This window comes from Clostridium sp. AM28-20LB (assembly GCF_003480665.1).
Classification (GTDB): Bacteria; Bacillota; Clostridia; order Lachnospirales; family Lachnospiraceae; genus Otoolea; species Otoolea fessa.
In genome coordinates this window covers 214,714-237,815 of sequence record NZ_QUJN01000001.1, presented here as the reverse complement: position 1 = coordinate 237,815, position 23,102 = coordinate 214,714, and the positions used below count along the sequence as shown (strand labels likewise).

The following is a 23,102-nucleotide window of genomic DNA, read 5'->3' as shown; positions in this document are numbered from 1 at the left end:
TCATATGTCTTTTCGTTATTCTTCTCCCGCAAATCCCATTTCCAACTCAATTCAGCTCCGCAATCCGCGAGATCCCCACATAGATATGAGAAATCTTGTACCAGGTAGCAAAATCGACCACGCCCGTCTGCGGAAGTCCAAACACCGACTGGAACGCCCGTACGGACGCCTCCGTTCCGGGTCCGTAGATCCCGTCCGGCGTAACCCGCGGGATCGCTGTATACACAGTCGCCACCGCGTCAAGCTGCTGCTGCAGCTGCCGCACCTTATCGCCGCTGGCCCCCACCTTAAGCGGTTCCCCCGGATAGGAGATCGGGATTCCTGATATCTGTTCCGCAGTGTTGATGTAAATACTATTTCCATAGAAGCGCCGCAATATCTCAATCGCGCTGTATCCCTGTTCTCCCAGACTGCATGATCCCCACTGGGTCATCCAGCCCGGGCAGGACACCTGCCGCCCGTCGCAGTACTGCGTCAGAATCGGCTGCCTCACACCGGGGCGGGACAGATAGTTGTCAAAAATGTCATCCACCACCTCTGAGATCGGCTCAAAAATATCGCGCCCGTAAATCCATTTGTGATCGAATGCCGTTGAGGATGTAATCGTAAAATCGTAGCCCTGGTTCCGATACCACTCCGTATACACCCGGTTCAACGTAAACGACATGATCGCCAGCACATTAGCGACGATTGTGCTGCGCGGCCAGGTCGCATAAATCTCGCTCGATGCCACGTTCTTGATATAATCCCGGTATGCCACATAGTAATCTTTTGCGGACGCATTCGTCGGTGCACCGTCATGCACGACGATCGTCTGCGGCACCACCACGCGGCTCAGCACGATCTCTCCGCTCTCCTGCACTGGTTTTACCTCATCCTCGGCAATCTTGGGCGGATAGGAACCATATAAGGTATGGTCCGGAATCTGGATATTCTCCTCCGCTCCGGTCTGAGCTGGAAGCGGAATCATCCGGATCGGCTGGACTGCCAGCACGCCCGCCAGCACCTCCGTTCCCTTTACCTTCACCGACTCATAGCCCTCTGCCCTCACTTCCACCGTATAATCCGCATACGGCTTTTCCCGGTTCTGTTCTTCCAGTGAAAGCGACACAGGAGGCGCTGCTACCGCAATCTCCTCTGTCTGCCCGGATAAATTGGTTCTAAGCACTTCCTGCGTCTGTCCGGAATCGCCATAACTGACCGAAACCTCTGCTCCCTCAATCGGGAAATTGTTTTCACGGTTTACCACATCGATCCTCAGATAGCCGTCCTGCATTCCAGTTGTCTCACAGATTCGAACACGGTCGAACAAATGATAGCGCATACACGCAGCCTCACATTTATTTTACATGGTCATTTACAGTTTATATCCGGCATCTTTTATCTATGCCGGTTTTTAACCGCTTTTTAATGTTTTACTGCCGTATCTTCCTTGTTCTCCTCCTCTAAATCGCTCGCGTCGCCTCTGTCAGCCATGCTTTCTCTTCCTCCGTCATATACGGAGACAGCTTCTTAAACACGCCCTTGTGGTACGCGTTCAAAAGCTCGCGGTCACGCCCTTCCATCAGCGATACATCGATCGTGTCCAGATCAATCGGAACCCAGGTCAGATTTTCAAATTTCATGAACTGACCAAATTCATTCTTCACATCTTTCACACAGAGCATCAGATTCTCCGTCCGGATGCCAAATTTTCCTTCCAGATAAAGACCCGGCTCATCAGAGGTAACCATGCCTTCCTCCAGAACCGCATTTTCAGCGGGCGATGTGAGCAGCCTCCATCGGATGGAATTCGGGCGCTCATGCACACAGCCCAGATAGCCGACACCATGCCCTGTTCCATGGTTGAAATCCAGGCCGTTTCTCCACAGGAGTTCGCGCGCAATATAGTCCAGGTTGATACCGCGGCAGCCATACATAAACTTCGCATCCAGCAGACGCAGCATCGAGCACGCCACCAGCGTACAGCAGCGTTTTTCTTCCTGCGTGATCGGTCCGACCGCGATGGTACGCGTCACATCCGTCGTTCCCTCATAATACTGTCCGCCGGAATCGACCAGATACAGCCCCTTATTCGGCACACTGCTCTTCTCTGTCTCAGACGCCGTATAGTGGCACATCGCCGCGTTCGGTCCCCACGCAGAGATCGTCGTAAAGCTCATATCCAGGCAGTTTTTTTGTTCCAGGCGCAGCTTATCCAGATATTCCCCGGCGGTCCACTCATCCAGTCCTTTTTCACCTGCATGTTCCTTCATCCAGCGCAGGAAACGGGTCAATACCAGACCATCCTGCACATGCACGCGGCGCATATTTTCCTGTTCCACTGGATTTTTGACTGCTTTTGCCGCTGCCGTCGGGTTCATCGCCTCGATCACTTTCACACTCGCATCCAGGCACCGGAACAGACGGTAATTGATCTTCGACTTTTCCAATAATACACGCTCATAGCGGAATGCGGATGCAATCTGGTATACCGCCTCATATGGCATGATCCGAACGCCCAGTCCATGCAGATAGGCACGTACTTCCTCGTTCAGCGTCTTCTCATGAATAAAGAAGAATAATTCCTGTTTTGTCACAATCAAGTAGGACAATACAACCGGCGTATGTACAATATCATCGCCCCGGATATTTAAAAGCCACGCAATATCATCAAGACTCGTCAGCAGATGCACCGTCGCCTGACACTTTTTCATCTCCCCGCGCAGATCTGCAATCTTCTCCGCCGCCGGTTTTCCCGCATACTTCTCTTCCAGAATCCAGACCGGGTTCATCGGAAGCGCCGGGCGGTCATCCCAGATACTCCCAATCAGATCCTCTCCCTCCGAAATGCGTACCTTTTTCCCAGACAGTGCTTTCGCGATGTGCTCGCCCTCTGCCGTATCGACCACTCTGCCGTCAAAGCCCAGAACACCCTGTTCCGGCATATGTTTTTTCAAAAATTCCAGCGTTGTCGGCACGCCCTCCTGACCGGAGCGATAAAGTTTCACCCCGCTGCCGGAAAGCTCTGCTGCCGCCTGCACAAAATATCTGCCATCCGTCCAGAGCCCTGCGTCCTCCATCGTGATGATCGCTGTTCCCGCCGAGCCGGTAAAGCCTGTCATATATTTCCGGCATTTGAAATACTCGCTCACATATTCCGAGCCATGGAAATCCGATGTCGGAATCAGATATGCGTCCATTCCACGCTCCGCCATCTTCTCGCGAAGCTGTTCAATTCTCTCCCGAACCTCACGTCCCATTTTTCTGCCTCCTATTGTTTCTCTATTATCCATTTTTCAACGCATCTTCGATCGCCTCCGTGATCGCCTCACTGTACGTCGGATGCGCGCGCATCGCCGTCGAGAGCTGATATGCCGTAAGACCGTTGGCGATCGCCGTTGCCATCTCTCCAATCATGTCCGTCGCACGCGCACACATGATCTGCGCCCCGATCAGCGTGTTGGTATACGCCTCAAAAATCAGGCGCACAAAACCGCGGCTGTTTCTCGCCAGAAGCGCTTTTCCATTTTCCGTCATATATGCCACACCGCACTTGATCTTCATATTATAAAGGCGGGCGTCATTTTCCGTAAATCCAACCGCCGCAATCTCCGGCTCCGTATAAATACAGGTCGGCACAACCGGAAGCACGACATACATACCGTTCGGCACGACCGAAAGCTGCATCCGGTGTCCGCGTCCCGCCAGGTTTTCGACCAGATAAGCCGCATGGGACGCTGCCACATGGGCAAGACGTTTCCGCGCCACGGTATCGCCGATCGCATAGACATTTTCCTGCGTCGTGCGGTAAGTTCCCTTGATGAGCGGACGCCCATTTTCCAGCTGCACCTGACAATCGTCCGCCAGAACCTTCGACATATTCGGGCGTCTGCCGACTGCCACCAGCACGCGGTCTGCCGGGCTTTCCTTCCAGCCGCGCTCACAGCGGTAATTGACCGACACCGTATCGTTGCCGCGATCCTTGATCTCCATGACCTGTACATTGCAGTGGACTTCAATACCCTTAGAACGCAGATTTGCTTCCATCTGCTCGGAAATCATCGGATCCATCGACTCCAGCAGACGGTTTGCCTGCTCCAAAAGCGTCACGCTGGAACCGAGCGCCGCGAAGATCGTCGCGATCTCCACACCGATGACACCGCCGCCGATGACCGTCAGACAGTCAAAATTCCAGTCATCCATCCGCAGAATATCACGGCTTGTCATAACCTGCGGCAGATCAATTCCCGGGATATCCGGAATCACAGGGCTGGAACCGGTTGCCAGAATCACATTTTTTCCTTTCAGCGTCAATGCGCCTTTGGAGGTCGTCACACGCACCACATTATCCGCATGCAGGCGCGCATCGCCGTGAATCATCTCCACCTCCGCTTTTTCTAACATTCCCTGAATCATTGAGCGGAATGATTCCACGGACTCATTTTTATAAATCTGCATCTGCCGCCAGTCAAAGCTGACCTTCTCCGCCACGATGCCAAACCGGAATGCTTTCAGCATATCCCGGTAGACCGCCGTCGCCTGCAGAAGCGCCTTGGCAGGAATACAGCCGGTATTGACGCATGAGCCGCCCAGCGCTTTTTTCTCGATCAGGACTGCATCCATCCCCATCGCTGCCGCACGCAGCGCTGCCGTATATCCCGCCGGTCCCGCACCGATAATAATTAAATCATAGATATGATCCGCCATATAAATATCCTATCCTCTCATTCTATGGGCTTCCCATTACATAAAAAGAATGTGCCTTTTTGTGTAATAGGGAATTCTAATGAATTTCTTATTACACAAAAAACTGCCGCAGAAAATCACTTTCCCGGGCAGCTTTTCATCAATTTTATTTTTACAGCAGATGAATGTTGTGAGCCTCTGCCTCTGCGCGCACACCGTCCGGCCAGATCGACGCCTGCACCTCTCCGATATGTGCTTTCCGCAGGAAGAACATACAGATACGGGACTGACCGATACCGCCGCCGACTGTATACGGAAGCTCTCCCTCCAGAACTGCTTTCTGGAATGGCAGCTCCGCGCGTTCCTCACATCCCGCCTTTACCAGCTGCTCTTTCAGGGAATCCTCATCAACACGGATACCCATGGAAGAAAGCTCCAGTCCGATATCCAGAACTGGATAATATACCAGAATATCGCCGTTTAATTTCCAGTCATCATAGTCCGGAGCACGACCATCGTGCTTCTCACCGGATTTCATCTTGTCACCAATCTGCTCAATAAATACCGCACCATGCAACTTCGCAATCTTGTACTCGCGCTCCTTCGGTGTGCAATCCGGATACATATCTTCCAGCTCCTGGGTCGTCACAAATGTGATATTTTCCGGAAGATAACGTCCAATGTACTCATACTCATATGCCATATAGTCCTCGGTCACTTTCAGTGCCTTGTAAACCGAACGGACAATGGATTCCAGTGTCTCACGGGTACGATCTTTTTTACTGATGATCTTCTCCCAGTCCCACTGATCCACATAAATGGAATGGATGTTGTCTGTATCCTCATCACGACGGATCGCGCTCATGTCGGTGTAAAGGCCTTCACCTTCCTGAAATCCGTACTCTTTTAATGCCTGACGTTTCCATTTGGCGAGAGAATGTACAATCTCAGCCTTCCGATCTTTCTGCTCCAGAATTCCAAAGGACACCGGGCGCTCTACGCCGTTTAAGTTATCGTTCAGACCAGATTCCGGCAGTACAAAAAGCGGTGCGGACACACGGGTCAGATTGAGCTGTTTTGCCAGTTCTCTCTGAAAAAAGTCCTTGATTTCCTTGATAGCAACCTGTGTTTCTCTCAAATCCAATACCGGTTTATAACCAGCCGGAGTAATTAAATGTTCCATCTGTTACATCCTCTCTTTTTTCCCGGTGCGTGTCCGGTTCCCTGCCGCACTGCCGATTTCTGCAGCCGCAGTTCATCCTTTTAGTCAAAGCTTGCAGGCACGCGCCTTTTAAGTCATTTCTTGTTATTGTACTGCATGGAATTTCTACTCAAAGAAACTCACCTGTGGACAATAACCGTTTGGTAGCTATTATATCATTTATATAGGAAAATGGGAACAGGTAAAATAGGAAAATAACTTCTTTAAAATAAATGAAGGTGTTCGCACGCTTTATAAATTCCATCTTCCCCGATCGGTGCCGTCACGTAATCGGCTACTTTTTTAAGCGCATCCACTGCATTTCCCATCGCCACGCCGATGCCGGCTTCCTGCACAACCTCAATATCATTCATGCTGTCGCCAAATGCCACTGTATCGGAGAGATCTTCTTTTTCTCCAAAATACACCGCCAGCCTGCGGAGTCCGTCCGCCTTGGAATTGCCTTTCTCGACCACATCCGCGCCATGTCCGCTCGCAAACATCGGCAATTTCAGGGTCGGAAATTCCCGTTCCATCTCCTTCACCTGTTCACGGCTGCCGACAAACGCCAGTGTCCGGACCGGCATCGTGAGCATCTTCCACGGATCCTGGAACTGCCGCCCGCAGCTTCCCCAGAAGCGGATATCATTAGCCGCAATGATCTCTGGATGGATATAGTAATCTTCATCCCCCACCGTCATGCCGATTCCGAAGCCCTTTTCATCGCAAAAACTCAGCACCCGGCGCAGGAGTTTCGGATCAAAGATGTGCTCAAACAGCAGCTTATCTCCCACTGTGATCTTCGTCCCGTTCATATGTACAATCGCATCCGGACGGACGATGTCCCGGTACGATGTACTGTAATAATTATCCATATCGCGCCCCGTTGCCAGCACAATCTTGTACTTCGGGCGTAGCTTTTCAATCGCCTCCAGCGCACTCGGTGTGATCTGATCCGTCCGGTGGTCTAAGAGGGTCATGTCGAGGTCAAAACTTATCATGATGTTCTCCTTGGGGTTGGTTACTACAAAAGGTCACAGCCGAAGACTCTGCTATGACCTTTTCTTTTAATTATCCACGTTTTCATCATACCATTTTTCAAATTTGGAGTCAATATTGGGAAAATATTCATTCTGTTGATCCATTCCATTGATTCGTAAAATTCCACTCAACCATCAAAATTACATCAAAAAAACAAACATCCGGCAGCGAAAATTTAGAAGTCATAGTTGATTTTTGATGTAATTTTGATATAATGATATGCATATGATGTTGGGGGCAAAAGCTTTTGACCCCTCTGATACCGAATTGCTCTGCACTGCGTGCTCCCGCAATTCTCAAAAACATTCGCAATTCGCTCATTTTTCTTTGAAAAATGGCTACTTACTCATGTTTTTGGCGGGTCCCAAGGTCAAAAATTCTCCTGCAAGCAAGCTTGCGTCGAACTTCTGACCTTTTGACCCTGGTATCATGCATATAATATTTCAACAAATGGCGGTATATGTCAGCTGAACATTTGGCAAAGTACAGCTATGATTTATTTTCGGGGTATGGCGTAGCTTGGTAGCGCGCTCGGCTGGGGGCCGAGAGGTCGCAGGTTCAAATCCTGTTGCCCCGATTTTTAGCATATTCTTAGAGTTCTTAATAAATAAAAGGAAGAAAGCCGGGCAGCTCTCACCGCCCGGCTTTCTTCCTCTCAGTTCACACCCCATGCAAGCTGAATCTCCATCTCTAATTTCCGCAGCCACAGCCGCCATTATTACTGCAGCCGCAGCCAGACTGGCTGTCTCTTCCGGCATCATAGCCATCCCGATAGCCGATTGCATAACCATCGTTGAAACCTCTCCGATAGGAATTTCTTCCATTATTTCCACAGCTATTCCAGCCCCATCCATTGTTTCCGCAGCCGCCGCATCCTCCGCAGTGTCCACAACCATTACCCCAAGACCAACACATATGATAATCTCCTTTTCATTTTTCATTGATACTATATCATATGCCTGTCAACGCAAAGTGTGTCCCACTTCCCCGGAAGCCACACTGTCAGCCGTTTCAAGCATCTGTCCCAAAACACGCCACCAGCCATTTTCTCTGCATCATGGCAATAAAAATGGGCGCATGCCAGACACATCACGCCCACTTTTATCTACTTACACCCGGAAGTTCCGGCTCTTAAACACATACACATGTGCGAACAGTGTCACCAGCACAACTGCCGCCAGCACCAGATCGCCCGTACCGCCGCCCAGATGAAACGCCATGCCAAACAGCGACAGCGTATCAATCGCAAACAGCCATTTTTCAACCGCATACACCTTTTTCAGGTTATATTTCTTCGGATCGATCGAATCCGATATAAAAATCAGGAAATCTTTGCCGCAGAACAAATCAATTGTCTCTGCCAGTCCCAGACACCCCGTTAAAAAGAACAGTATATCCATCCGCATTCTCCTTCCCTAGAACCGCTTCCAGGTTTCCCTTGAAAACAGCAGAAGTACCGGGAAAATCTCCAGACGTCCTGCCAGCATATCAAAAATCAGAACCACTTTTGAGAAATTACTGAAAAATCCAAAGTTTCCGGTCGGTCCGACCAGCGCCAGACCCGGTCCGATATTATTAAACGTAGCCGTAACCGCCGTAAAATTCGTCACCAGATCGTATTCATCCAGAGAAATCAGCAGAACAGATACCGTAAAAATGAGCACATACGCAACCATAAACACATTCGTCGAGCGCACAACCTCATGCTCCACGATCTTTCCATCCATTTTGATCTTCTCCACTGCACTCGGGTGCAGGTACTGTTTCAGCTCCTTTTTTACCGATTTAAGCAGAATCAAAACACGCGACACCTTGATACCGCCTCCGGTACTGCCCGCGCAGGCGCCGATAAACATCAAAAGTACCATAATCGTTCTTGAAAGCTGCGGCCATTTATCAAAATCCACCGTGGCATAACCGGTCGTCGTGATAATCGAACCGACCTGGAATGCCGCATCCTGGAATGCCTGCAGTGCATTGCCGCAGAGTGCTACCGTATTGACTGTAATGATGCCAACCGCCGATGCAATGATTAGAAAATATGCCCGGACCTCCTGCATTTTAAAGGCCTGTCCCATCTTCCGCATCAGCAGAAAGAAGTAAAAGTTAAAGTTCACTCCGAACAGAATCATAAACACCGTCACGACATTTTTCTGAAATGCCGTGTAGCTCGCCAGACTATCATTCCGGATTGCAAAACCACCCGTACCTGCTGTTCCGACCGTGATCGTGATCGCGTCGAAAATCGGCATTTTCCCAAGAATCAGAATCACAGCCTCAAGAATCGTCATTCCCAGATAAATCTGGTATAACAGCTTCGCCGTCATCTGAACCTTCGGAACGAGACGACTCACGATGGGTCCTGGGCTCTCCGCTTTCATCAAATTCATATGGGAACCGCCCACCATCGGCAGGACACTCAGAAGAAATACCAGAACGCCCATACCGCCGATCCAGTGCGTAAAACTTCGCCAGAATAATAAGCATTTCGGCAGCTGCTCCACATTGCTCAGAATACTTGCACCGGTCGTCGTAAAGCCCGATACCGTCTCAAACAAGGCATCGATCGGATTTGGAATATAGCCGCTTAATACAAACGGCACTGCTCCCATCACACTGAGTAAAACCCAGCTTAGAGAAACCGCCACAAAGCTCTCCGCCACATAAAAGATCTGATTTTTCGGTTTCCGGCGTACCAGAAGCATACCAACCATCAGGCATACTGCCATCGTTGCCAGAAAACACCATACCTCTGACTCACGGTAAATCAGTGCCACTACCGTCGGAAGCACCATAAAAGCCGCCTCAAAATTCAGGATCCAGCCTATGATATAAAATACAATCGAATAATTCATCTATGCCGCCTACTTTCTCAGGATGTCGCGGATATCCCGCAGACCTTTCTGACTCGTCAGGACGATCACTGTATCGCCCTGCTGGATGCAGTCCTGTCCACGCGCGATCTTGATATTGCCGCCGCGGTTGATGCATCCGATCAGCAGGTTGTTCTTGAGATTCAGATTCATCAGCGGAATGCCCGTCACTTCCGACTCCTCGCGGATCACAAACTCCAGCGCTTCCGCCCGGCTGTCGAGAATATGGTACAACGTCTCCACATTGCTGCCGATGGTATTCTGCATCGCGCGCACATACTGTAAAATGTAGTCCGCCGTGATGTATTTCGGATAAATCAGACTTCCCAGATCCAGCTTGCTGATCAGCTCGTCAAAGGCGATCCGATTAACCTTTGTCACCAGCTTCGCGCTGGAATTTTCCTTCGCATACAGCGCAAGGAATACATTTTCCTCATCCATATTCGTCAGAGTGACAAATGCCTCCGCCGTCATCAGCCCCTCTTCCAGAAGAAGCTGCCGGTCCGTTCCGTCACCGTTGAGGATCAACGCATCGTCCAGAAGCTCTGTCAGAACCTCGCAACGCGCTTTATCTTTCTCCACAATTTTAACCCGGATCTTCATCGCAGCCAAAAGTTTCGCCAGATAATAAGCAATCGTACCGCCTCCGACAATCATCGTATTTCTGACCTGGTTTGTCTGGATGCCGATCTTGCGGAAAAATTCTGCCGAATTTGCCGGGGAAGCGATAATCGACACCATATCCCCGTTTTTAATCACAAATTTACCATCCGGGATCGCCACCTCATCGCCGCGCTCAACACCGCCGATCAGGACATCGCAGCGGAATTGGCTATCAATATCCATGACCGAAAGCCCGTCCAGCTTAAACTCCGGTTTTACCTTAAATTTCAGAAGCTCTACCTTTCCCTTGGCAAATGGATCGATCTTGATCGCTGACGGGAAGCGCAGAATTCTCGAAATCTCCGTCGCCGCCGCATATTCCGGGTTGATAATCATGGAAATTCCCAGCTGCTGCTTGATAAAGGTAAGCTCGTTGCTGTAAATCGGATTCCGCACACGCGCAATCGTGTGGCAATGTCCCACTTTTCTCGCAATCAGGCAGCAGAGAAGGTTCATCTCATCCGACCCTGTCACGGCAATCAGCATGTCCGCCGTCTGCACACCTGCCTCGATCTGCATGGAAATGCTGGCACCATTTCCCACCAGCTTGATCGCATCAATATCATCTGACACCCGCTGCATTCGCTCCGCAGACGTATCGATCATCACCACATTGTGATCCTCCCGGACAAGCTGCTCCGCCAGCGTCGTACCAACCTTGCCGCATCCGATAATGATTATATCCATAGTTTCCTCCGTTATTTTCTGCTTATCCGCCATACCGATACAGAAAATCTCTATTTTATATACAAAATAAAAAATGTGCCTTAACACTTTCCTATGACGGAAAAAGGGTGCCTGAAAACCGCGCCCTGATCCATACCGAATTATTATAACACCTTCTGCGAGTTTTTGAAATATAAATTGTGTTAAGAGGGCATTTTGTGGGCGTTTTGAATATATTTGTCTCTTTCGATCCCAAAAGTGCCTACCCGTGTACAGTAACTTTCCTCCCTTTTGGGCAAGATAAATTTCTTGACTTTTTCAGAAAAAACAGTATACTTAATATATATTTGCAGATATGGTTCATCGGTAGAACGCTAGCTTCCCAAGCTGGAAAGGCGGGTTCGATTCCCGTTATCTGCTTTTTTTGATGGATGCGGAAACCCTTGTAAATGCTGGATTTTTCCTTTATTTACAAGGGTTTCTGGTGTTTTTGGAGCATCTACCACGAAAGCATATTTCAGTATAAAGAACCCCTTTTTCTGGGGAAATATCACACGAAATATCACACGAAAAAAGGGCTGTTTTCCCTTTATTTTCAAGGAATGACAGCCCCTTATTATGCGCTTATATTGTGTTTTTCATCATATTTTATCGTATATGTCCGTCCTCTGCTATCCGATCTGCGGTAATCATCCAGCCATCCGAATCAAACGCATACGCCTGCCCGTCAATCTGGCAGACTGCATCGTGCCGGTAGATGTACCCACTCAGCAGATACCACCAGCGCCCGTCCTGGCACACCCAGCCAGTAAGATACTTGCCAGACACCCAGCCGTCCGCAGTCTGGATCCACGGATCGCCGCCGGCAAAGCATTTATTAATTGGCTGCACACGCTGATCCTTGGTGTAGCGCTTGCCAGAGTCAGCACCTGCCGGAGCTGTCCGGATGATGAGCGAGGATGCAGTGACGCTCAAGCCGTGTGCGCCGCTCTTAATTTCTTTAAGATCGGTGATCACCGTTTTTGACTGTTCTGGTACCGTGCTGTTCTCCGCCGCCCAGGTCTTTTTAAACGCCTCAAATGTCCCATATTTCTGTTTCAAAATCCCAGTACCGCTGCCCCAATCCGGCAAATATACGTGTGGCTTGTCTACGATGCTTTTCCAATCGCCGCCCCATCCAAGCCCCAGATTTTTGGCAAGCTCTCCTACTTTCTTAAAATAATCTCCAGACTCATTATAGGCGCCTTTTCCATCTGCCCGGTAGAAATCCGCTGCAATGCCCCATTGGTGCTGGCTGCTATAGCTGCTGCCCCTAGCATTCGTGACAATGCTGCCCGGCTGAGTCCGCCCTTGTGCATACAAAGCGTCCTGTTCGGCGACGCTCCGGAAAGATTCCCCGATTTTAATCGGCAAACCTGCACCGACACACTTATCAACGAGCTGCGCAGTCAGCGCCTGGAGGCGCGGATGGCATAATGTGATATCTCTCATAGATTTGTCCTCTTTTCTTTATGATATGAAAAAATATGAAATTTTGTTTTCCGGGGTATCTTGCAAAGAATTTTCGCATATGCTATAATGCCGATAGGCTAAGAGATAGTAGTTGTCCATCACAGGCAACGACAAAACCCCCAAGGATCGCGACTCCTTGGGGGTTTTTATTCCTAATTTCACGACGGGAAGGCTTAAACCCGCAGGCTAGTTACCGACTATTTGTGACCGTCTAAACATTTGCAGATGAGATGGCTAATCACACCCGCCACGACGGAAACAATAAGAGATAATAGTATTTCCACCGCAGGCACCTCCTTCCTGTCACCAGTTTCGGAGGCGGTAACTCTGACATTATAGCATATAAATTTCTTTCACTCTATCGGCTTTCGTCGATTTTCCCTATTGTTGCGATGCCGCAACGGCAGCCATGCCCCGAACTGCCGCGGGAGATAGTCGGATCGCCTCCTTCTACTCTTCTTTTCCTGACTGCTTAAAAATCTGGTTTACATACGTAGACAATCCCGCCACAAGGACGCCCTGTGTAAGTGCCGTGAAAACTGCCAGCGCGATATCCTGACCACTGCCGCAGGCACAGGTGGCGAACACATAGATGGCACAAATCGCAACGCCAATCAGCCCATTAATGAGTGGGATGTATTTGTCTTTCACTGTCTCGCTCTGCTTCAGCCACATCCCAATAAAGTACAGCACTACTGCTACCACAAGTAATTCCGGCTTTACATAATCTTTAATCTGCATACCTTATCCCTCCATCTGCTTTTCCAAATCTGCGATCCGATGGTTTGCCACCCGGATCTGTTCCTGCATCACTGCCTCGGTCTCCTCTAATTTATATGTACGCTCAATTACTGTATGAAAGCAATTATGAATGATGAAGTCATGGAACGACTGATTGATACGCTGATGGAGTTGCAGAAGAAAGAAAGCACCGATCTGCCTCTTTTGAAAAAGCAGCTTGCAGAAACGGAAAAAGGTATTAACAATATGCTCAACTCCATTCAAGCAGGGATTTTTACTCCGTCCACCAAGCAAAGACTGGACGAGTTGGAGGAAACCAAAAGGCAGCTTGAAGTCAGCATTTTGCAGGAGGAAATGCACAAGCCCCTGCTTACAAGAGAACAGATAGCATTTTTCATTTACCGCTTCCGTAAATTTGATGTGACAAAGCGGGAACAGCGGCAAAGACTGATTGACAGTTTTGTAAATGCGGTGTATCTTTATAAGGACAAGATAATTCCTTACTTTTAACTGTAAGAACGGTTCTAAGACCATCACACTGGCGGAGGTTGAGGGTTCGGATTTATCCGTACTCGGTGCTGGTTTGAAAACCTCCGTAAAGAATGAATTTGACATTGTTTACGGAGGTTTTTGTTTTATCCCTTCGCTTTCACTTTATCAAACTCTGGGTTAAACGTATAGAAATTACGACTGCTCAGGTGATCCTGTACATTTCTTAAAGCTTCACCGAAGCGGGAAGCTTGAAGTAAATTTAACCACTGAAATGTTTTTAAATGAAGCTCTCTTTAAATTTTCCACTCGATCTCAATTTTTCCATTTGCTATCTTGATGATCTTAATTAATGTATCTACAACTGTCTGCTTATCCTCAAAAGAAACACTATCCCACATTTCCACGTGATTTGTTATCTCATCCATTTTATCCTCTGCTTTTGAACAAGTCAGCGCAAGTATCTCCTCCTGCAAAGTTTTGCGTTCCTCATCCAGTTTCGCTATCCTATTATTAATGTACTCCATTAAAATAGGGTTAGCGCTGCCCACTTTGGATAGCAAATCTTTGATCTCCACATCTATATCCGTCAATCGGATTTTATTTTGGAACACCTTGGGAATTGCTTGACCTGCTTTACCGCTAGACAGCTGCTTAAATTCCGCCAATTTGCTACGAATAGCGCCTAACATATACTCCTCCAGCACATCCGCATAAATGGTACATCCCGTACCCTTACAATTTCCGTTGGCTCCCGCCTGACTGCATACAAAATAACGTCCCCACTTGGTATGCGCCTTACGGACTGTTAGAGCATATCCGCAATTACCACACTTAGTTTTACCCGTAAGCCACGAATTTTTCCCTTTGCAAGTATGGGTTGACTGGCGATTATTTAAACATCGCATCCGGCAGGCTAGCCACACGGAAGAGGAAATAAAACCTCTATGCGGGGCTAGAACAATCTCTTTGTCCGTCAAGTCACATTGTTTCCTTGTTGTTGAAACTGTCCCCCGATAAAGATAGCAAGCATTATATCCCGTAAAATCACTGGGTGGGTTATAAACGTTTGCTCCCTGGCTCTTATAAAAATTGTAAACATCTATGTCTGCCGCTACATATACAGGATTGCGCAGCATCTCACTAATCCTTGCTGTCGTCCAGACACTCCCACGCAAATTTTTAATCCCGTGCTTATTTAGGTACCGCATAATATCTCCCAGGGAATTAGTCGGATCAGCGTATAGCGAATAAATAAGTTTTAACTGCTCGCTTTCCTCTGGCACCTCCTCGTACATGGATGTCCGGATATTATCTATTACCGTACTTGTCAGACGATACCCATAAGGGATACGCCCACCCATATAAAAGCCACGCTTGCATCTTGCGTAATAAGCGTCCGTAACACGTTTTTGAATCGTCTCACGCTCCAGCTGTGCAAAAACGATACAAATATTAAGCATCGCGCGACCTATTGGCGTTGAGGTGTCAAATTTTTCCGTGCAGGAAACAAACTCGACATTATACTCTTGGAATACCTCCATCATATTGGCAAAATCCAATATGGAGCGACTAATACGGTCTAGTTTGTAAACAATAACTCGTTTAATTCTTCCATCCCGAATATCTCTCATCATTTTTTCGAAATCCGGTCTATTGATGTCCTTGCCACTGTAGCCTCTGTCCGCATACTCTATGTACGGCTCTCCATGAGTCTCATATTTGCAATAATCTAACTGACTCTCAACAGATATACTGTCTTTTTTATCGATGGACTGGCGTCCATATAACGCGTCATACATCATGCTCTTGTCCTCCTTACCAAGGATGTATGACTTAAGCTCTCCACACCTCCATCATAGCATTGCGTATATACACTTGCAACTGTATTATACATACTTCTGGAAAATCCGAAACAATCGAATTTCCACCTCTCGTTTATACGCTGCATCTGGTGCCGGATATGGAAATAGATTAATGATTGTTACTTGCATTTTTTGCCTATCAATTACGCTCTTTGAGGCAACTTTACCTATCATAATCCACCCTCCCTTATTACTTATATTATGATATCTATGAGTGTCAGCCAGTACATTATCACTGTTAATATATATGTTGCTTATACACACCTATATGTAATTGTCAATGTACATTTATTTTATTTTCCCGGCTAGCCGGATATTGCCACCTCCACCATCGGAGGAATCTGTAAGTACTTACATGACGTAGTATACTATATCTATCCCCCATTTTTTCTGCAAAAAATGAAGTTTTTCCTGCAAAAAGTGAAGTTTTTTAGAAAAAGCGGCTTATTCAGCCGCCCTTTCCAATTCTGCTATAGCTTTTTCAATCGCATTACACAAAACATAAATTCGTAAATCTACATCTATTAACTCATATTCATCCATAAGCCACCAATCTGCTACTCTCTTCCAGCTTCCAAATTCGCTGCACATTTCCCGAACAAGGTCTTTATTCTCTTCTACATATTTTTGCGCTTCTGTACGATTGCACGTATAAGACCCGCTTGGATTTCCAGTTACACTATCTGCATTCAGTAAATCCTCCCAGAGCCGTTCTTTCAACTCGTCAAGATCCATGCCATTCATGTCAACCTCTTCACGGATATAATCTAATACGTCTTTTTTGACTGCTTCATAATAGTTATACATACCTATTCCTCCTCAAAATTTTCTGTAATTTAAAAGAGGTGTAAGGCTTTCGCCCTACACCATTTTTTCCAGTTCAGCCATTATGCTTTCGCCTATTTGAACTTTCATTTCAAGTTCATCCACGCGGTTTTCATAATACTGTAAATTTTCTTCTTTTATTTCCGCTTCTTTCAAATCCTTTTTTGCATATTCAAACGCATCACGATTATTATTTACTTCATATTCAAGTGAATTAATAAGAGATTCAAGGTATTCAATATGCATTTTCTTTAAGGTAATTTTGCTAAATTTCATGACTTATCCTTTCTGAACTGCCCCCGGCTTACACCGGGGGAATTAGATTAGTACCAGCAGATATCCGAATCAACTTCAAAATCTATAGAATCTTTTAAATCATCATCTATATTTTTTTCATTTTCCTTCCACCATTGATGTGTGGTGGATTCCGAGGTATACCCCGTATTTTCTAACCATTCTTCGTAGCTCATTTCTTAGCCCCTTTCTGGATTTTCTTTATTTTGTTGTCAATGTGCTTTGTTACGGCATCTGTCTTTAGCAGGCTGCGAACAGAAGAAAAGGGGCGGAGAAAATATTTTTTTAATTTTTATTGATCCACTTCTCTCCCTCCTTTATCTGCCCTATAAAAATTCAAAAAAAATTTGCGGAGTACAATTTACCCCTTTTCTGGCGCGAGCAGTCTGCTATGATGCCCTAGTAACAAGGCATGACAACAAATAAAGAGAATCCAGAAACGGCTGGAAATATGTTATGAAGAATGGTTAGAAAATACAGAAAACAGACTAAATTCTTTATATGAACGTGGTGGTAAGAACCCACAAACTATTGACCCTCGTCCGCCCCCGTAGGGGCGGACATCACTTACACGGCATAATAAATAATATTTTAAAAAATCCTAATAAAGCAACAAAAAACACTTGACCTTTTCGCGGCATAGAAGTATATTATATATAGTATTTGTTTATCGTTAATTGGAATTAAGCGTATTATGTTATAGGGGCATAGTACGCTCTTTTTGCATTTGTAAAAAGCTCGTTTGAAAAATTAAAATAGGAGATTATTGGATGCTATGACAAGAGAGGAGGACAAATGCGCATCCATTTAGTGACAAAATTATTAGTCACTGCTATGAAAAACGCTGCAAAACGCTATGATGATATACCACCAAGGCAGCGCACTTATCTCGATTACAGGAGACACCAAAATCTGCTCAATGCTCAGGACGGGGAATTGGACAGCTTACCTATTTTTTTAACCACTATAAATTACATAAGGGCACATACACCTTATCCTAATGACGACCCTCTTTTAAGGATCTGGAACGACGAGTTGGAAAAGCTCTTAGCCACAATCCAAGGCGAGATCATTACAACAGGATTATCCTCTGCTACTCCAGAGGATCTAGACAAATTTGTAAAGGCACTTATTAGATATTTACGGCATCTCTAATAAATAAATTATGTTAGTGTCAAAATCCATTATCAGAAAACAAAGAAAATAACAAATACATTCCCTATTTAATGTATTTATAGAAAATCACAAACTCATGCATTTTCTAATGCGTATCGAAAGCTTGCTTTCTTAAATAAGCCAAATGCTCAAAAAAATGCCATTTCATAGCTAAACCACTTAGCTAAAACTAGAAAAACATGTGAAAAAATTTTTGTAAAAGCCCTATAGAGTGAGGTTTTATGATACAATATATGACATAAAATAGCCTTTATTAGGGAAAATAGAGAATATCTGAATCAAATAAGCTACTGGGCGTTCGAATTGTATTTCAAACATTATGATTCGTTTGAAAAAATCATCAAACAGACTGAGGGTATACAGAAACCAAAAGATTATGCAATGAGAATGAATTTTTATGATGAAAGCGGACGGGAATGTTTCGTTGGATTCAACTGGACCCATGTAAAAGCCTGCTTCGATGTTGTGAGGCATGAATTAGAGCGCTATCAGTATGTGGTAGAGTTTTATAAGGATTGTAATAAAAACATTCTCCAGATAAAAAGCTATTTGGAATGGTCTGATGCGTTAGAATGGATGAGATATAATCTGGAACATCACCCAACAAAACGCTATTTTTTTCCGAACGATACAGAATGGCACGATTCGGATTACAAAAATTTCGTAATTAATTAAAATAAAAGGAAAGCTGCTGGAAAGAAATATGCAGAAAACCAAAAATGTTTTATTGGGTTCAATTCCCAATCTTTCTATTTACAGATTTAATCTGTAAACAGCACATTGAAAACCGAATAAAAATATTTGATAGGAACGATAAAACTGTTTCTTTAATAAAAAAGTAATAGATTTTTTGATTAGATAATGTTACTATACATATATAATCAAATTTAAAATATTAACAAATTCTGATCATTATTTTTATCGGATATGCGTTGGCATTAGGAATTGCGACCTTAATGAACGCATAAGGAGAAAAAATATATGAAAAAGAATATTGTTAAGGTCTTGACCCTCGCTACCTTGTTAAGTGCATTTTATTCATTAACTTCTTTTGCCGGAGAATGGAAGAGTGATAATAACGGCTGGTGGTATCAGAATGATGATGGCAGCTATCCTAAAAATACATGGCAGTGGATTGATGGGAATAAAGATGGAATTTCCGAAAGCTACTATTTTAATGAAAACGGTTATCTGCTGACAAATACCACAAAAGACGGTTGTACCGTAAACGGAGATGGCGCATGGACAGTTAATGGCGTAGTTCAGACCCAGGGACAGAAAGTAGCATCAAATACAGCACAGTCTTATGATGCACAGTATCCGCTAAAAGGAAGAGTTGAAAATTATTTAGACTCTTACGATGGAAACTATGTATGGTATTGGACAGGTCCTAATATGATTCGTAAGGGAGTTGTTCCGGCAGGAATGACAGGATTAAGTTATGTATATCAAAAAGCAGTTGAGGACAAAAATGCTACATATCTTGTAGGAACAAGTGGCAACGGAATAGACGTTTTAGCCAAATTAGCAGGTCTTCCGGCTACAGCTTCAATGGGAACAGCAGAAGTAAATAATCTTGCAAACGAAGTTGAAACTTTTTTAAACAGTTTCGATTGGCGAAACGCATCTGACTTAGAAAAAGCAACCCGGATTTGTAATCGTATTCATAAAGCGTCTTACGATTATGATGCAGCAAATGAAGCGGATACAACAGGTTGGTCCAACTCTTTGAGCTATGGTGCGTATGGTTGTCTAGTAAATGGAAAAGCTGTTTGTCAGGGATACACAGAAGCTGCAAATTTGCTGGCAATGTGCGTTGGATTACAGACAATGGAAATGGGAGATGTAGGACACACCTATCCGCTGTTTTTAGTAGATGGTGTTTGGCTTGCCAATGAACCAACGACCCAGAATAAATATTTTACAGTAGCAGATGTATATGAGTATAATCCTGGCTATCGTATGATGTTGCAATTAGGGGATACTTCTGAATTTACTGATGAAGCATCTAAATATCAGGTAATTGGAGAATACTGCTATAAAACAGGCTATCAGATTCCAGATGCTTCTCAGGTAAGCAAATTCGGATCTACAAGAACTGTTTTCGGCAAGACTGCGATTGACTTCAACTCTTCTTATAAATAAGAAATAAAAAGTGACAGACTATCAAATATTTTTATTCGGTAGTCTGTCATTTTTTATTTAAAAATGGGGCGAATTTTTATCAGAGGATAATAAATGACAAGATACGCTCGGTGTAATAACACCGGGCATCTTACCAAGGGCGAAGGATCGCTTTATGGAACCCACCCTGCGCCAGCTGATAGTCAGTGGAAAATAACTTTTGAAGATTAAAACGAAAGAGGGCGAATAGATAGATGAACCGAGAAATACTATTCAAAGCAAGAAGGGAAGAATGGAGAACTCTGCCGGAAGAAAAGCAATGGGTAGAAGGAGATCTATTATATTCAAAAGAAGGAACTTATATATCAACTTCATTCATTACTGGAGGAAGAGAAATTCCTATGGTTGTAGCCATTTCTTATCTGGTCGAACCAGAAACGGTTTGCCAATACATTGGAAGGATAGATACAGAAGGAAAGAAAGTTTTTGAAAATGATATGGTTCAAAAAATAAAAATGCTATTTCAATCTATACTTGACTATTCTATGCTTATTGCCTTAAAATATAAAGTACAAAGGTCGCAAACCTAATGCCTCCGCTATCATCAGAGCAAGGAGGAGGAAAAATAATGATCTAATGAGCTACCGCATTAACATACGTTAGCTCATTAGATCATTATTTCTCTATAAATATATCTTTAGATTCACTTTTACCACACACTTTTCACGATTAACTGTATTCAATTTCTGCGCCACGCACACCCCATGTCCGCCTTTCAGGCACTTAAACGTGTCCTGCTGCCTCCTATATTCCATCTCCACCGCCGGAACCGGCTGTTTATCTGCGATCTCCCCAGCCAAATACGCACAGTATCCCTCATCACTATCACAGGGCTTTTTTCTAGTTATTTTTGTCAGAAGCCTATAATCATCCAATAATGGATTTTTTTCTATCGGACACTCTCCCCGGAATTTTTCACACGTTATAGGTGCAAAAGCAAATAAAATACGGTCTGCCTGCAAGGGGGAAAAATTCCCATTTTTTATATAAATACTCTCCCTCATCCTGTTTTCCTCACACTTTCATTTTCTGCGATACACCTCGCAGCCTGTCCCTTTGGTTTGCTTGGTTACTTAGTAGCATAAGACAGTGTGATGTCAATGGAGCAGCAAAATGTGCTGGCGTAGCCCGTGCCATTGACATTCACATCTGTCTTATGATAGCATCTCAATAAGCAAACAAAGGCTTATTTTCCTTTCCAGGGAAAGGAATCTTTAAATATATTAACTTTCTCTACCCTACAAAATCCATCTTTGCTTATCACTATCATTTCATTTCCCAAATTGCTTAATTTTTCCGGCGGAACAATGTAAAGCAGCTGTTTGTTATAAGTATAGTTATTTTCTGCCATCCTCTTGGTGCTTATAGAGGTTCTTGTAAACCAATCCTTTCCTATCATCTTCGATATTTCTTCCGCAGATGCCGGATCTCTCGCGGACAGCACCAGCGTATATGCTGCATTATCCATGATGATTCTGCGGTGTTCCAGCCCATAGATCGCATCAATCTGACTGATAGACTGCGTCAAAAGGCATATAGTAACCCCTTTACTCCGCAGGGTTGTCATGCTGTCCTCAATACTGCGGATTCTCCCCAGACGAGCAAACTCGTCTATTAAAAATAAGATTCTCTGTCCGCCCTTATCCGGGAATTTTGCACACTCACGCAAAAACTGATTGACAATCATGTTTAAAAATGTCCTCCACGGATCAATCATCTGCTCTGGAATTTTAATAAATATACGCCCTCCGTCCAGCAGCATTCCCGGATGGATTGTTTTCTTCCGGTTCATGACGCTCTGGATGCTGCCATCCACCGCATATAACTCCACGGCTGTTTTGGCAGTTGATACGATGCAGTCAAGGGTTTTGTCATTCATTTCGACGTAGCCGCCCAGAAACCGCATCACAACGGGCAAATCGTGAGCAATCGCCACCTCTTTTAAGAGTTCCCGCGCCGTCATGCTGCAAATTTTTTCGTTTATCTCCGTAAAGGACATATTTCTCTTATACGCCCAGAGATACATCCCAGACAGATAGCTCCTTGCGTTATTTGTCCAATAGTCATTATTGATATCACTCTTTGGATTTCCCGGAAGTATCGCATACACGATATCCTGTATACCATGCACAATATCATCGTCCGCATAGTTATCCAGTACCTCAAACGGATCATACCCATAGCTGGACGGCTCAAACGGATCTAATACATAATTATTATGTCTGTATGGGGCGTTTTCCGATAACTCCCCCTTAATATCAATCGCAAGTAACGCTCCATCCCATGTGTAAAGACTCGGAATTGCAATACAGGACGATTTTCCAAGACCAGAGCCGCCAAAACATACGATATGACCTTCTCCGTTCTCCCGCCGTCCTACATAGTGCTGTCCCGACTTTCCGAAAAAAAACATAGGTGCAGCTCCGGCATACAGTTCTTTCGGTACAGGTGGGTTTAATTTCTGCCGTTCGTATAATGGCATTCTCCGCTCTTCTTTTTTCTGTGGATCACATACGGAAAACCATGAATAGGTACGCTCTCCGGCAAGCCAGTTTTTGATATTTTCTTTGCTGATTATAAGCGTAGGAAAAAACGAAAGTATATCAGTCAGCCTATTTGGATGTATAAATGTAAACGACAACAACACGCGAACTAAAATCCAAAAAGCACCTCCAATTAACAAACCGGAAAACTGCATTGTAAACCAGAAAGCCGCTACATACTCTTCCCACTTATCAACCGGAATCAGCCTAGTTTTTATATGTATGTCCTGATTTTCGCCTTTCTTTTTACTCTCGTTGTTTAATGCGTTACTGGCATCCAGTCCTTCATAAAATGCTTCTGACAATTTTCTCAGTGCCTCCTGCTGCCGCTGGATCTCCTGTTCTTCTTCGTCGCTGAGCG

Annotated in this window: 22 protein-coding genes and 2 tRNA genes; 6 read left to right on the top strand and 18 right to left on the bottom strand. The window is 45.2% G+C overall.

Features of this window, described 5'->3' with window-relative positions; translation table 11 throughout:
• Positions 1-46: 46 nt before the first annotated feature.
• The 5 genes from DW739_RS01115 to DW739_RS01095 form a co-directional block, all read right to left on the bottom strand.
• Positions 47-1,324, bottom strand: a complete 1,278-nt coding sequence (locus DW739_RS01115) for a peptidoglycan-binding protein (protein WP_118742491.1) — start codon at positions 1,322-1,324, stop codon at positions 47-49.
• A gap of 121 nt (positions 1,325-1,445) precedes the next feature.
• Entirely contained in the window at positions 1,446-3,242 is a 1,797-nt protein-coding gene (locus DW739_RS01110; RefSeq protein ID WP_181357136.1) for an aminopeptidase P family N-terminal domain-containing protein, read from the bottom strand.
• A gap of 25 nt (positions 3,243-3,267) precedes the next feature.
• Complete coding sequence (gene lpdA, locus DW739_RS01105; RefSeq protein WP_118742490.1) at positions 3,268-4,689, bottom strand: dihydrolipoyl dehydrogenase; 1,422 nt, start codon at positions 4,687-4,689, stop codon at positions 3,268-3,270.
• A 151-nt stretch (positions 4,690-4,840) separates the two neighbouring features.
• Entirely contained in the window at positions 4,841-5,851 is a 1,011-nt protein-coding gene (gene asnA, locus DW739_RS01100; protein ID WP_022360200.1) for an aspartate--ammonia ligase, read from the bottom strand.
• A 242-nt stretch (positions 5,852-6,093) separates the two neighbouring features.
• Positions 6,094-6,870 carry an HAD family hydrolase gene (locus tag DW739_RS01095; RefSeq protein ID WP_118467525.1) on the bottom strand — a complete coding sequence of 259 codons (777 nt, stop codon included), beginning with the start codon at positions 6,868-6,870 and terminating at the stop codon, positions 6,094-6,096.
• Positions 6,871-7,413: 543 nt separating this feature from the next.
• On the opposite strand from DW739_RS01095, the gene DW739_RS01090 reads away from it, so the two are divergent.
• Positions 7,414-7,487, top strand: a tRNA-Pro gene (locus DW739_RS01090).
• Positions 7,488-7,600: 113 nt separating this feature from the next.
• Here the strand turns inward: DW739_RS01090 and DW739_RS01085 are convergent.
• From DW739_RS01085 to trkA, 4 genes are all read right to left on the bottom strand, one after another.
• Entirely contained in the window at positions 7,601-7,825 is a 225-nt protein-coding gene (locus DW739_RS01085) for a hypothetical protein (protein WP_022359096.1), read from the bottom strand.
• Positions 7,826-8,019: 194 nt separating this feature from the next.
• Positions 8,020-8,310, bottom strand: a complete 291-nt coding sequence (locus tag DW739_RS01080; RefSeq protein ID WP_022359095.1) for a hypothetical protein — start codon at positions 8,308-8,310, stop codon at positions 8,020-8,022.
• 15 nt (positions 8,311-8,325) lie between these two features.
• The gene (locus tag DW739_RS01075) at positions 8,326-9,765 is read right to left on the bottom strand and encodes a TrkH family potassium uptake protein (RefSeq protein ID WP_118491207.1); all 1,440 of its coding nucleotides are present in this window, start codon (positions 9,763-9,765) and stop codon (positions 8,326-8,328) included.
• A 9-nt stretch (positions 9,766-9,774) separates the two neighbouring features.
• Positions 9,775-11,133 carry a Trk system potassium transporter TrkA gene (trkA, locus tag DW739_RS01070; protein ID WP_117795754.1) on the bottom strand — a complete coding sequence of 453 codons (1,359 nt, stop codon included), beginning with the start codon at positions 11,131-11,133 and terminating at the stop codon, positions 9,775-9,777.
• A gap of 328 nt (positions 11,134-11,461) precedes the next feature.
• On the opposite strand from trkA, the gene DW739_RS01065 reads away from it, so the two are divergent.
• Positions 11,462-11,532 (top strand) — tRNA-Gly (locus DW739_RS01065).
• Positions 11,533-11,760: 228 nt separating this feature from the next.
• Here the strand turns inward: DW739_RS01065 and DW739_RS01060 are convergent.
• Together DW739_RS01060 and DW739_RS01055 are read right to left on the bottom strand one after the other, a co-directional pair.
• The gene (locus DW739_RS01060; protein WP_118742489.1) at positions 11,761-12,603 is read right to left on the bottom strand and encodes a M15 family metallopeptidase; all 843 of its coding nucleotides are present in this window, start codon (positions 12,601-12,603) and stop codon (positions 11,761-11,763) included.
• A gap of 471 nt (positions 12,604-13,074) precedes the next feature.
• Entirely contained in the window at positions 13,075-13,365 is a 291-nt protein-coding gene (locus DW739_RS01055) for a phage holin family protein (protein ID WP_022359091.1), read from the bottom strand.
• A gap of 126 nt (positions 13,366-13,491) precedes the next feature.
• Between DW739_RS01055 and DW739_RS01050 the strand changes: the two genes are divergently transcribed.
• Entirely contained in the window at positions 13,492-13,875 is a 384-nt protein-coding gene (locus DW739_RS01050; protein ID WP_182427921.1) for a hypothetical protein, read from the top strand.
• A 275-nt stretch (positions 13,876-14,150) separates the two neighbouring features.
• Here the strand turns inward: DW739_RS01050 and DW739_RS01040 are convergent, their stop codons facing one another.
• The 5 genes from DW739_RS01040 to DW739_RS14815 all read right to left on the bottom strand — a co-directional run bounded on the left by DW739_RS01040 (position 14,151) and on the right by DW739_RS14815 (position 17,014).
• Positions 14,151-15,659 (bottom strand): recombinase family protein, encoded by a 1,509-nt coding sequence (locus DW739_RS01040; RefSeq protein ID WP_243023707.1) that lies wholly within the window; start codon positions 15,657-15,659, stop codon positions 14,151-14,153.
• Between the two features lie 84 nt (positions 15,660-15,743).
• Positions 15,744-15,893, bottom strand: a complete 150-nt coding sequence (locus DW739_RS14820; RefSeq protein ID WP_182427920.1) for a hypothetical protein — start codon at positions 15,891-15,893, stop codon at positions 15,744-15,746.
• Positions 15,894-16,163: 270 nt separating this feature from the next.
• Positions 16,164-16,526, bottom strand: coding sequence for a hypothetical protein (locus DW739_RS01035; protein WP_118742488.1), 363 nt, complete (start codon positions 16,524-16,526; stop codon positions 16,164-16,166).
• 54 nt (positions 16,527-16,580) lie between these two features.
• A complete protein-coding gene (locus DW739_RS01030) occupies positions 16,581-16,820 on the bottom strand; it encodes a hypothetical protein (RefSeq protein ID WP_118742487.1) in 240 nt (79 codons plus the stop codon).
• A gap of 47 nt (positions 16,821-16,867) precedes the next feature.
• Positions 16,868-17,014 carry a hypothetical protein gene (locus DW739_RS14815; RefSeq protein ID WP_182427919.1) on the bottom strand — a complete coding sequence of 49 codons (147 nt, stop codon included), beginning with the start codon at positions 17,012-17,014 and terminating at the stop codon, positions 16,868-16,870.
• Positions 17,015-17,633: 619 nt separating this feature from the next.
• On the opposite strand from DW739_RS14815, the gene DW739_RS01025 reads away from it, so the two are divergent.
• The 3 genes from DW739_RS01025 (at position 17,634) to DW739_RS01010 (ending at position 20,728) form a co-directional block, all read left to right on the top strand.
• Positions 17,634-17,993 (top strand): hypothetical protein, encoded by a 360-nt coding sequence (locus tag DW739_RS01025; protein ID WP_118742486.1) that lies wholly within the window; start codon positions 17,634-17,636, stop codon positions 17,991-17,993.
• Positions 17,994-18,995: 1,002 nt separating this feature from the next.
• On the top strand, positions 18,996-20,159 hold the full coding sequence (locus DW739_RS01015) for a hypothetical protein (RefSeq protein ID WP_118742484.1): 1,164 nt from the start codon (positions 18,996-18,998) through the stop codon (positions 20,157-20,159).
• Positions 20,160-20,392: 233 nt separating this feature from the next.
• A complete protein-coding gene (locus DW739_RS01010; protein ID WP_118742483.1) occupies positions 20,393-20,728 on the top strand; it encodes a YopX family protein in 336 nt (111 codons plus the stop codon).
• A gap of 93 nt (positions 20,729-20,821) precedes the next feature.
• On the opposite strand, the gene DW739_RS14810 is transcribed toward DW739_RS01010, so the two are convergent.
• Positions 20,822-20,998 carry a hypothetical protein gene (locus DW739_RS14810; RefSeq protein ID WP_182427918.1) on the bottom strand — a complete coding sequence of 59 codons (177 nt, stop codon included), beginning with the start codon at positions 20,996-20,998 and terminating at the stop codon, positions 20,822-20,824.
• Positions 20,999-21,384: 386 nt separating this feature from the next.
• Entirely contained in the window at positions 21,385-22,680 is a 1,296-nt protein-coding gene (locus DW739_RS01000) for a type IV secretory system conjugative DNA transfer family protein (protein WP_182427917.1), read from the bottom strand.
• Positions 22,681-23,102: the final 422 nt, after the last annotated feature.

What these genes read in the sequence shown, in the direction of transcription:
- DW739_RS01115 (WP_118742491.1), bottom strand. Translation starts at nt 1,324, where the DNA reads ATGCGCTATCATTTGTTCGACCGTGTTCGAATCTGTGAGACAACTGGA.
- DW739_RS01110 (WP_181357136.1), bottom strand. Translation starts at nt 3,242, where the DNA reads ATGGGACGTGAGGTTCGGGAGAGAATTGAACAGCTTCGCGAGAAGATG.
- lpdA (WP_118742490.1), bottom strand. Translation starts at nt 4,689, where the DNA reads ATGGCGGATCATATCTATGATTTAATTATTATCGGTGCGGGACCGGCG.
- asnA (WP_022360200.1), bottom strand. Translation starts at nt 5,851, where the DNA reads ATGGAACATTTAATTACTCCGGCTGGTTATAAACCGGTATTGGATTTG.
- DW739_RS01095 (WP_118467525.1), bottom strand. Translation starts at nt 6,870, where the DNA reads ATGATAAGTTTTGACCTCGACATGACCCTCTTAGACCACCGGACGGAT.
- DW739_RS01085 (WP_022359096.1), bottom strand. Translation starts at nt 7,825, where the DNA reads ATGTGTTGGTCTTGGGGTAATGGTTGTGGACACTGCGGAGGATGCGGC.
- DW739_RS01080 (WP_022359095.1), bottom strand. Translation starts at nt 8,310, where the DNA reads ATGGATATACTGTTCTTTTTAACGGGGTGTCTGGGACTGGCAGAGACA.
- DW739_RS01075 (WP_118491207.1), bottom strand. Translation starts at nt 9,765, where the DNA reads ATGAATTATTCGATTGTATTTTATATCATAGGCTGGATCCTGAATTTT.
- trkA (WP_117795754.1), bottom strand. Translation starts at nt 11,133, where the DNA reads ATGGATATAATCATTATCGGATGCGGCAAGGTTGGTACGACGCTGGCG.
- DW739_RS01060 (WP_118742489.1), bottom strand. Translation starts at nt 12,603, where the DNA reads ATGAGAGATATCACATTATGCCATCCGCGCCTCCAGGCGCTGACTGCG.
- DW739_RS01055 (WP_022359091.1), bottom strand. Translation starts at nt 13,365, where the DNA reads ATGCAGATTAAAGATTATGTAAAGCCGGAATTACTTGTGGTAGCAGTA.
- DW739_RS01050 (WP_182427921.1), top strand. Translation starts at nt 13,492, where the DNA reads ATGAATGATGAAGTCATGGAACGACTGATTGATACGCTGATGGAGTTG.
- DW739_RS01040 (WP_243023707.1), bottom strand. Translation starts at nt 15,659, where the DNA reads ATGATGTATGACGCGTTATATGGACGCCAGTCCATCGATAAAAAAGAC.
- DW739_RS14820 (WP_182427920.1), bottom strand. Translation starts at nt 15,893, where the DNA reads ATGATAGGTAAAGTTGCCTCAAAGAGCGTAATTGATAGGCAAAAAATG.
- DW739_RS01035 (WP_118742488.1), bottom strand. Translation starts at nt 16,526, where the DNA reads ATGTATAACTATTATGAAGCAGTCAAAAAAGACGTATTAGATTATATC.
- DW739_RS01030 (WP_118742487.1), bottom strand. Translation starts at nt 16,820, where the DNA reads ATGAAATTTAGCAAAATTACCTTAAAGAAAATGCATATTGAATACCTT.
- DW739_RS14815 (WP_182427919.1), bottom strand. Translation starts at nt 17,014, where the DNA reads ATGAGCTACGAAGAATGGTTAGAAAATACGGGGTATACCTCGGAATCC.
- DW739_RS01025 (WP_118742486.1), top strand. Translation starts at nt 17,634, where the DNA reads ATGCGCATCCATTTAGTGACAAAATTATTAGTCACTGCTATGAAAAAC.
- DW739_RS01015 (WP_118742484.1), top strand. Translation starts at nt 18,996, where the DNA reads ATGAAAAAGAATATTGTTAAGGTCTTGACCCTCGCTACCTTGTTAAGT.
- DW739_RS01010 (WP_118742483.1), top strand. Translation starts at nt 20,393, where the DNA reads ATGAACCGAGAAATACTATTCAAAGCAAGAAGGGAAGAATGGAGAACT.
- DW739_RS01000 (WP_182427917.1), bottom strand. Translation starts at nt 22,680, where the DNA reads ATGCCATTATACGAACGGCAGAAATTAAACCCACCTGTACCGAAAGAA.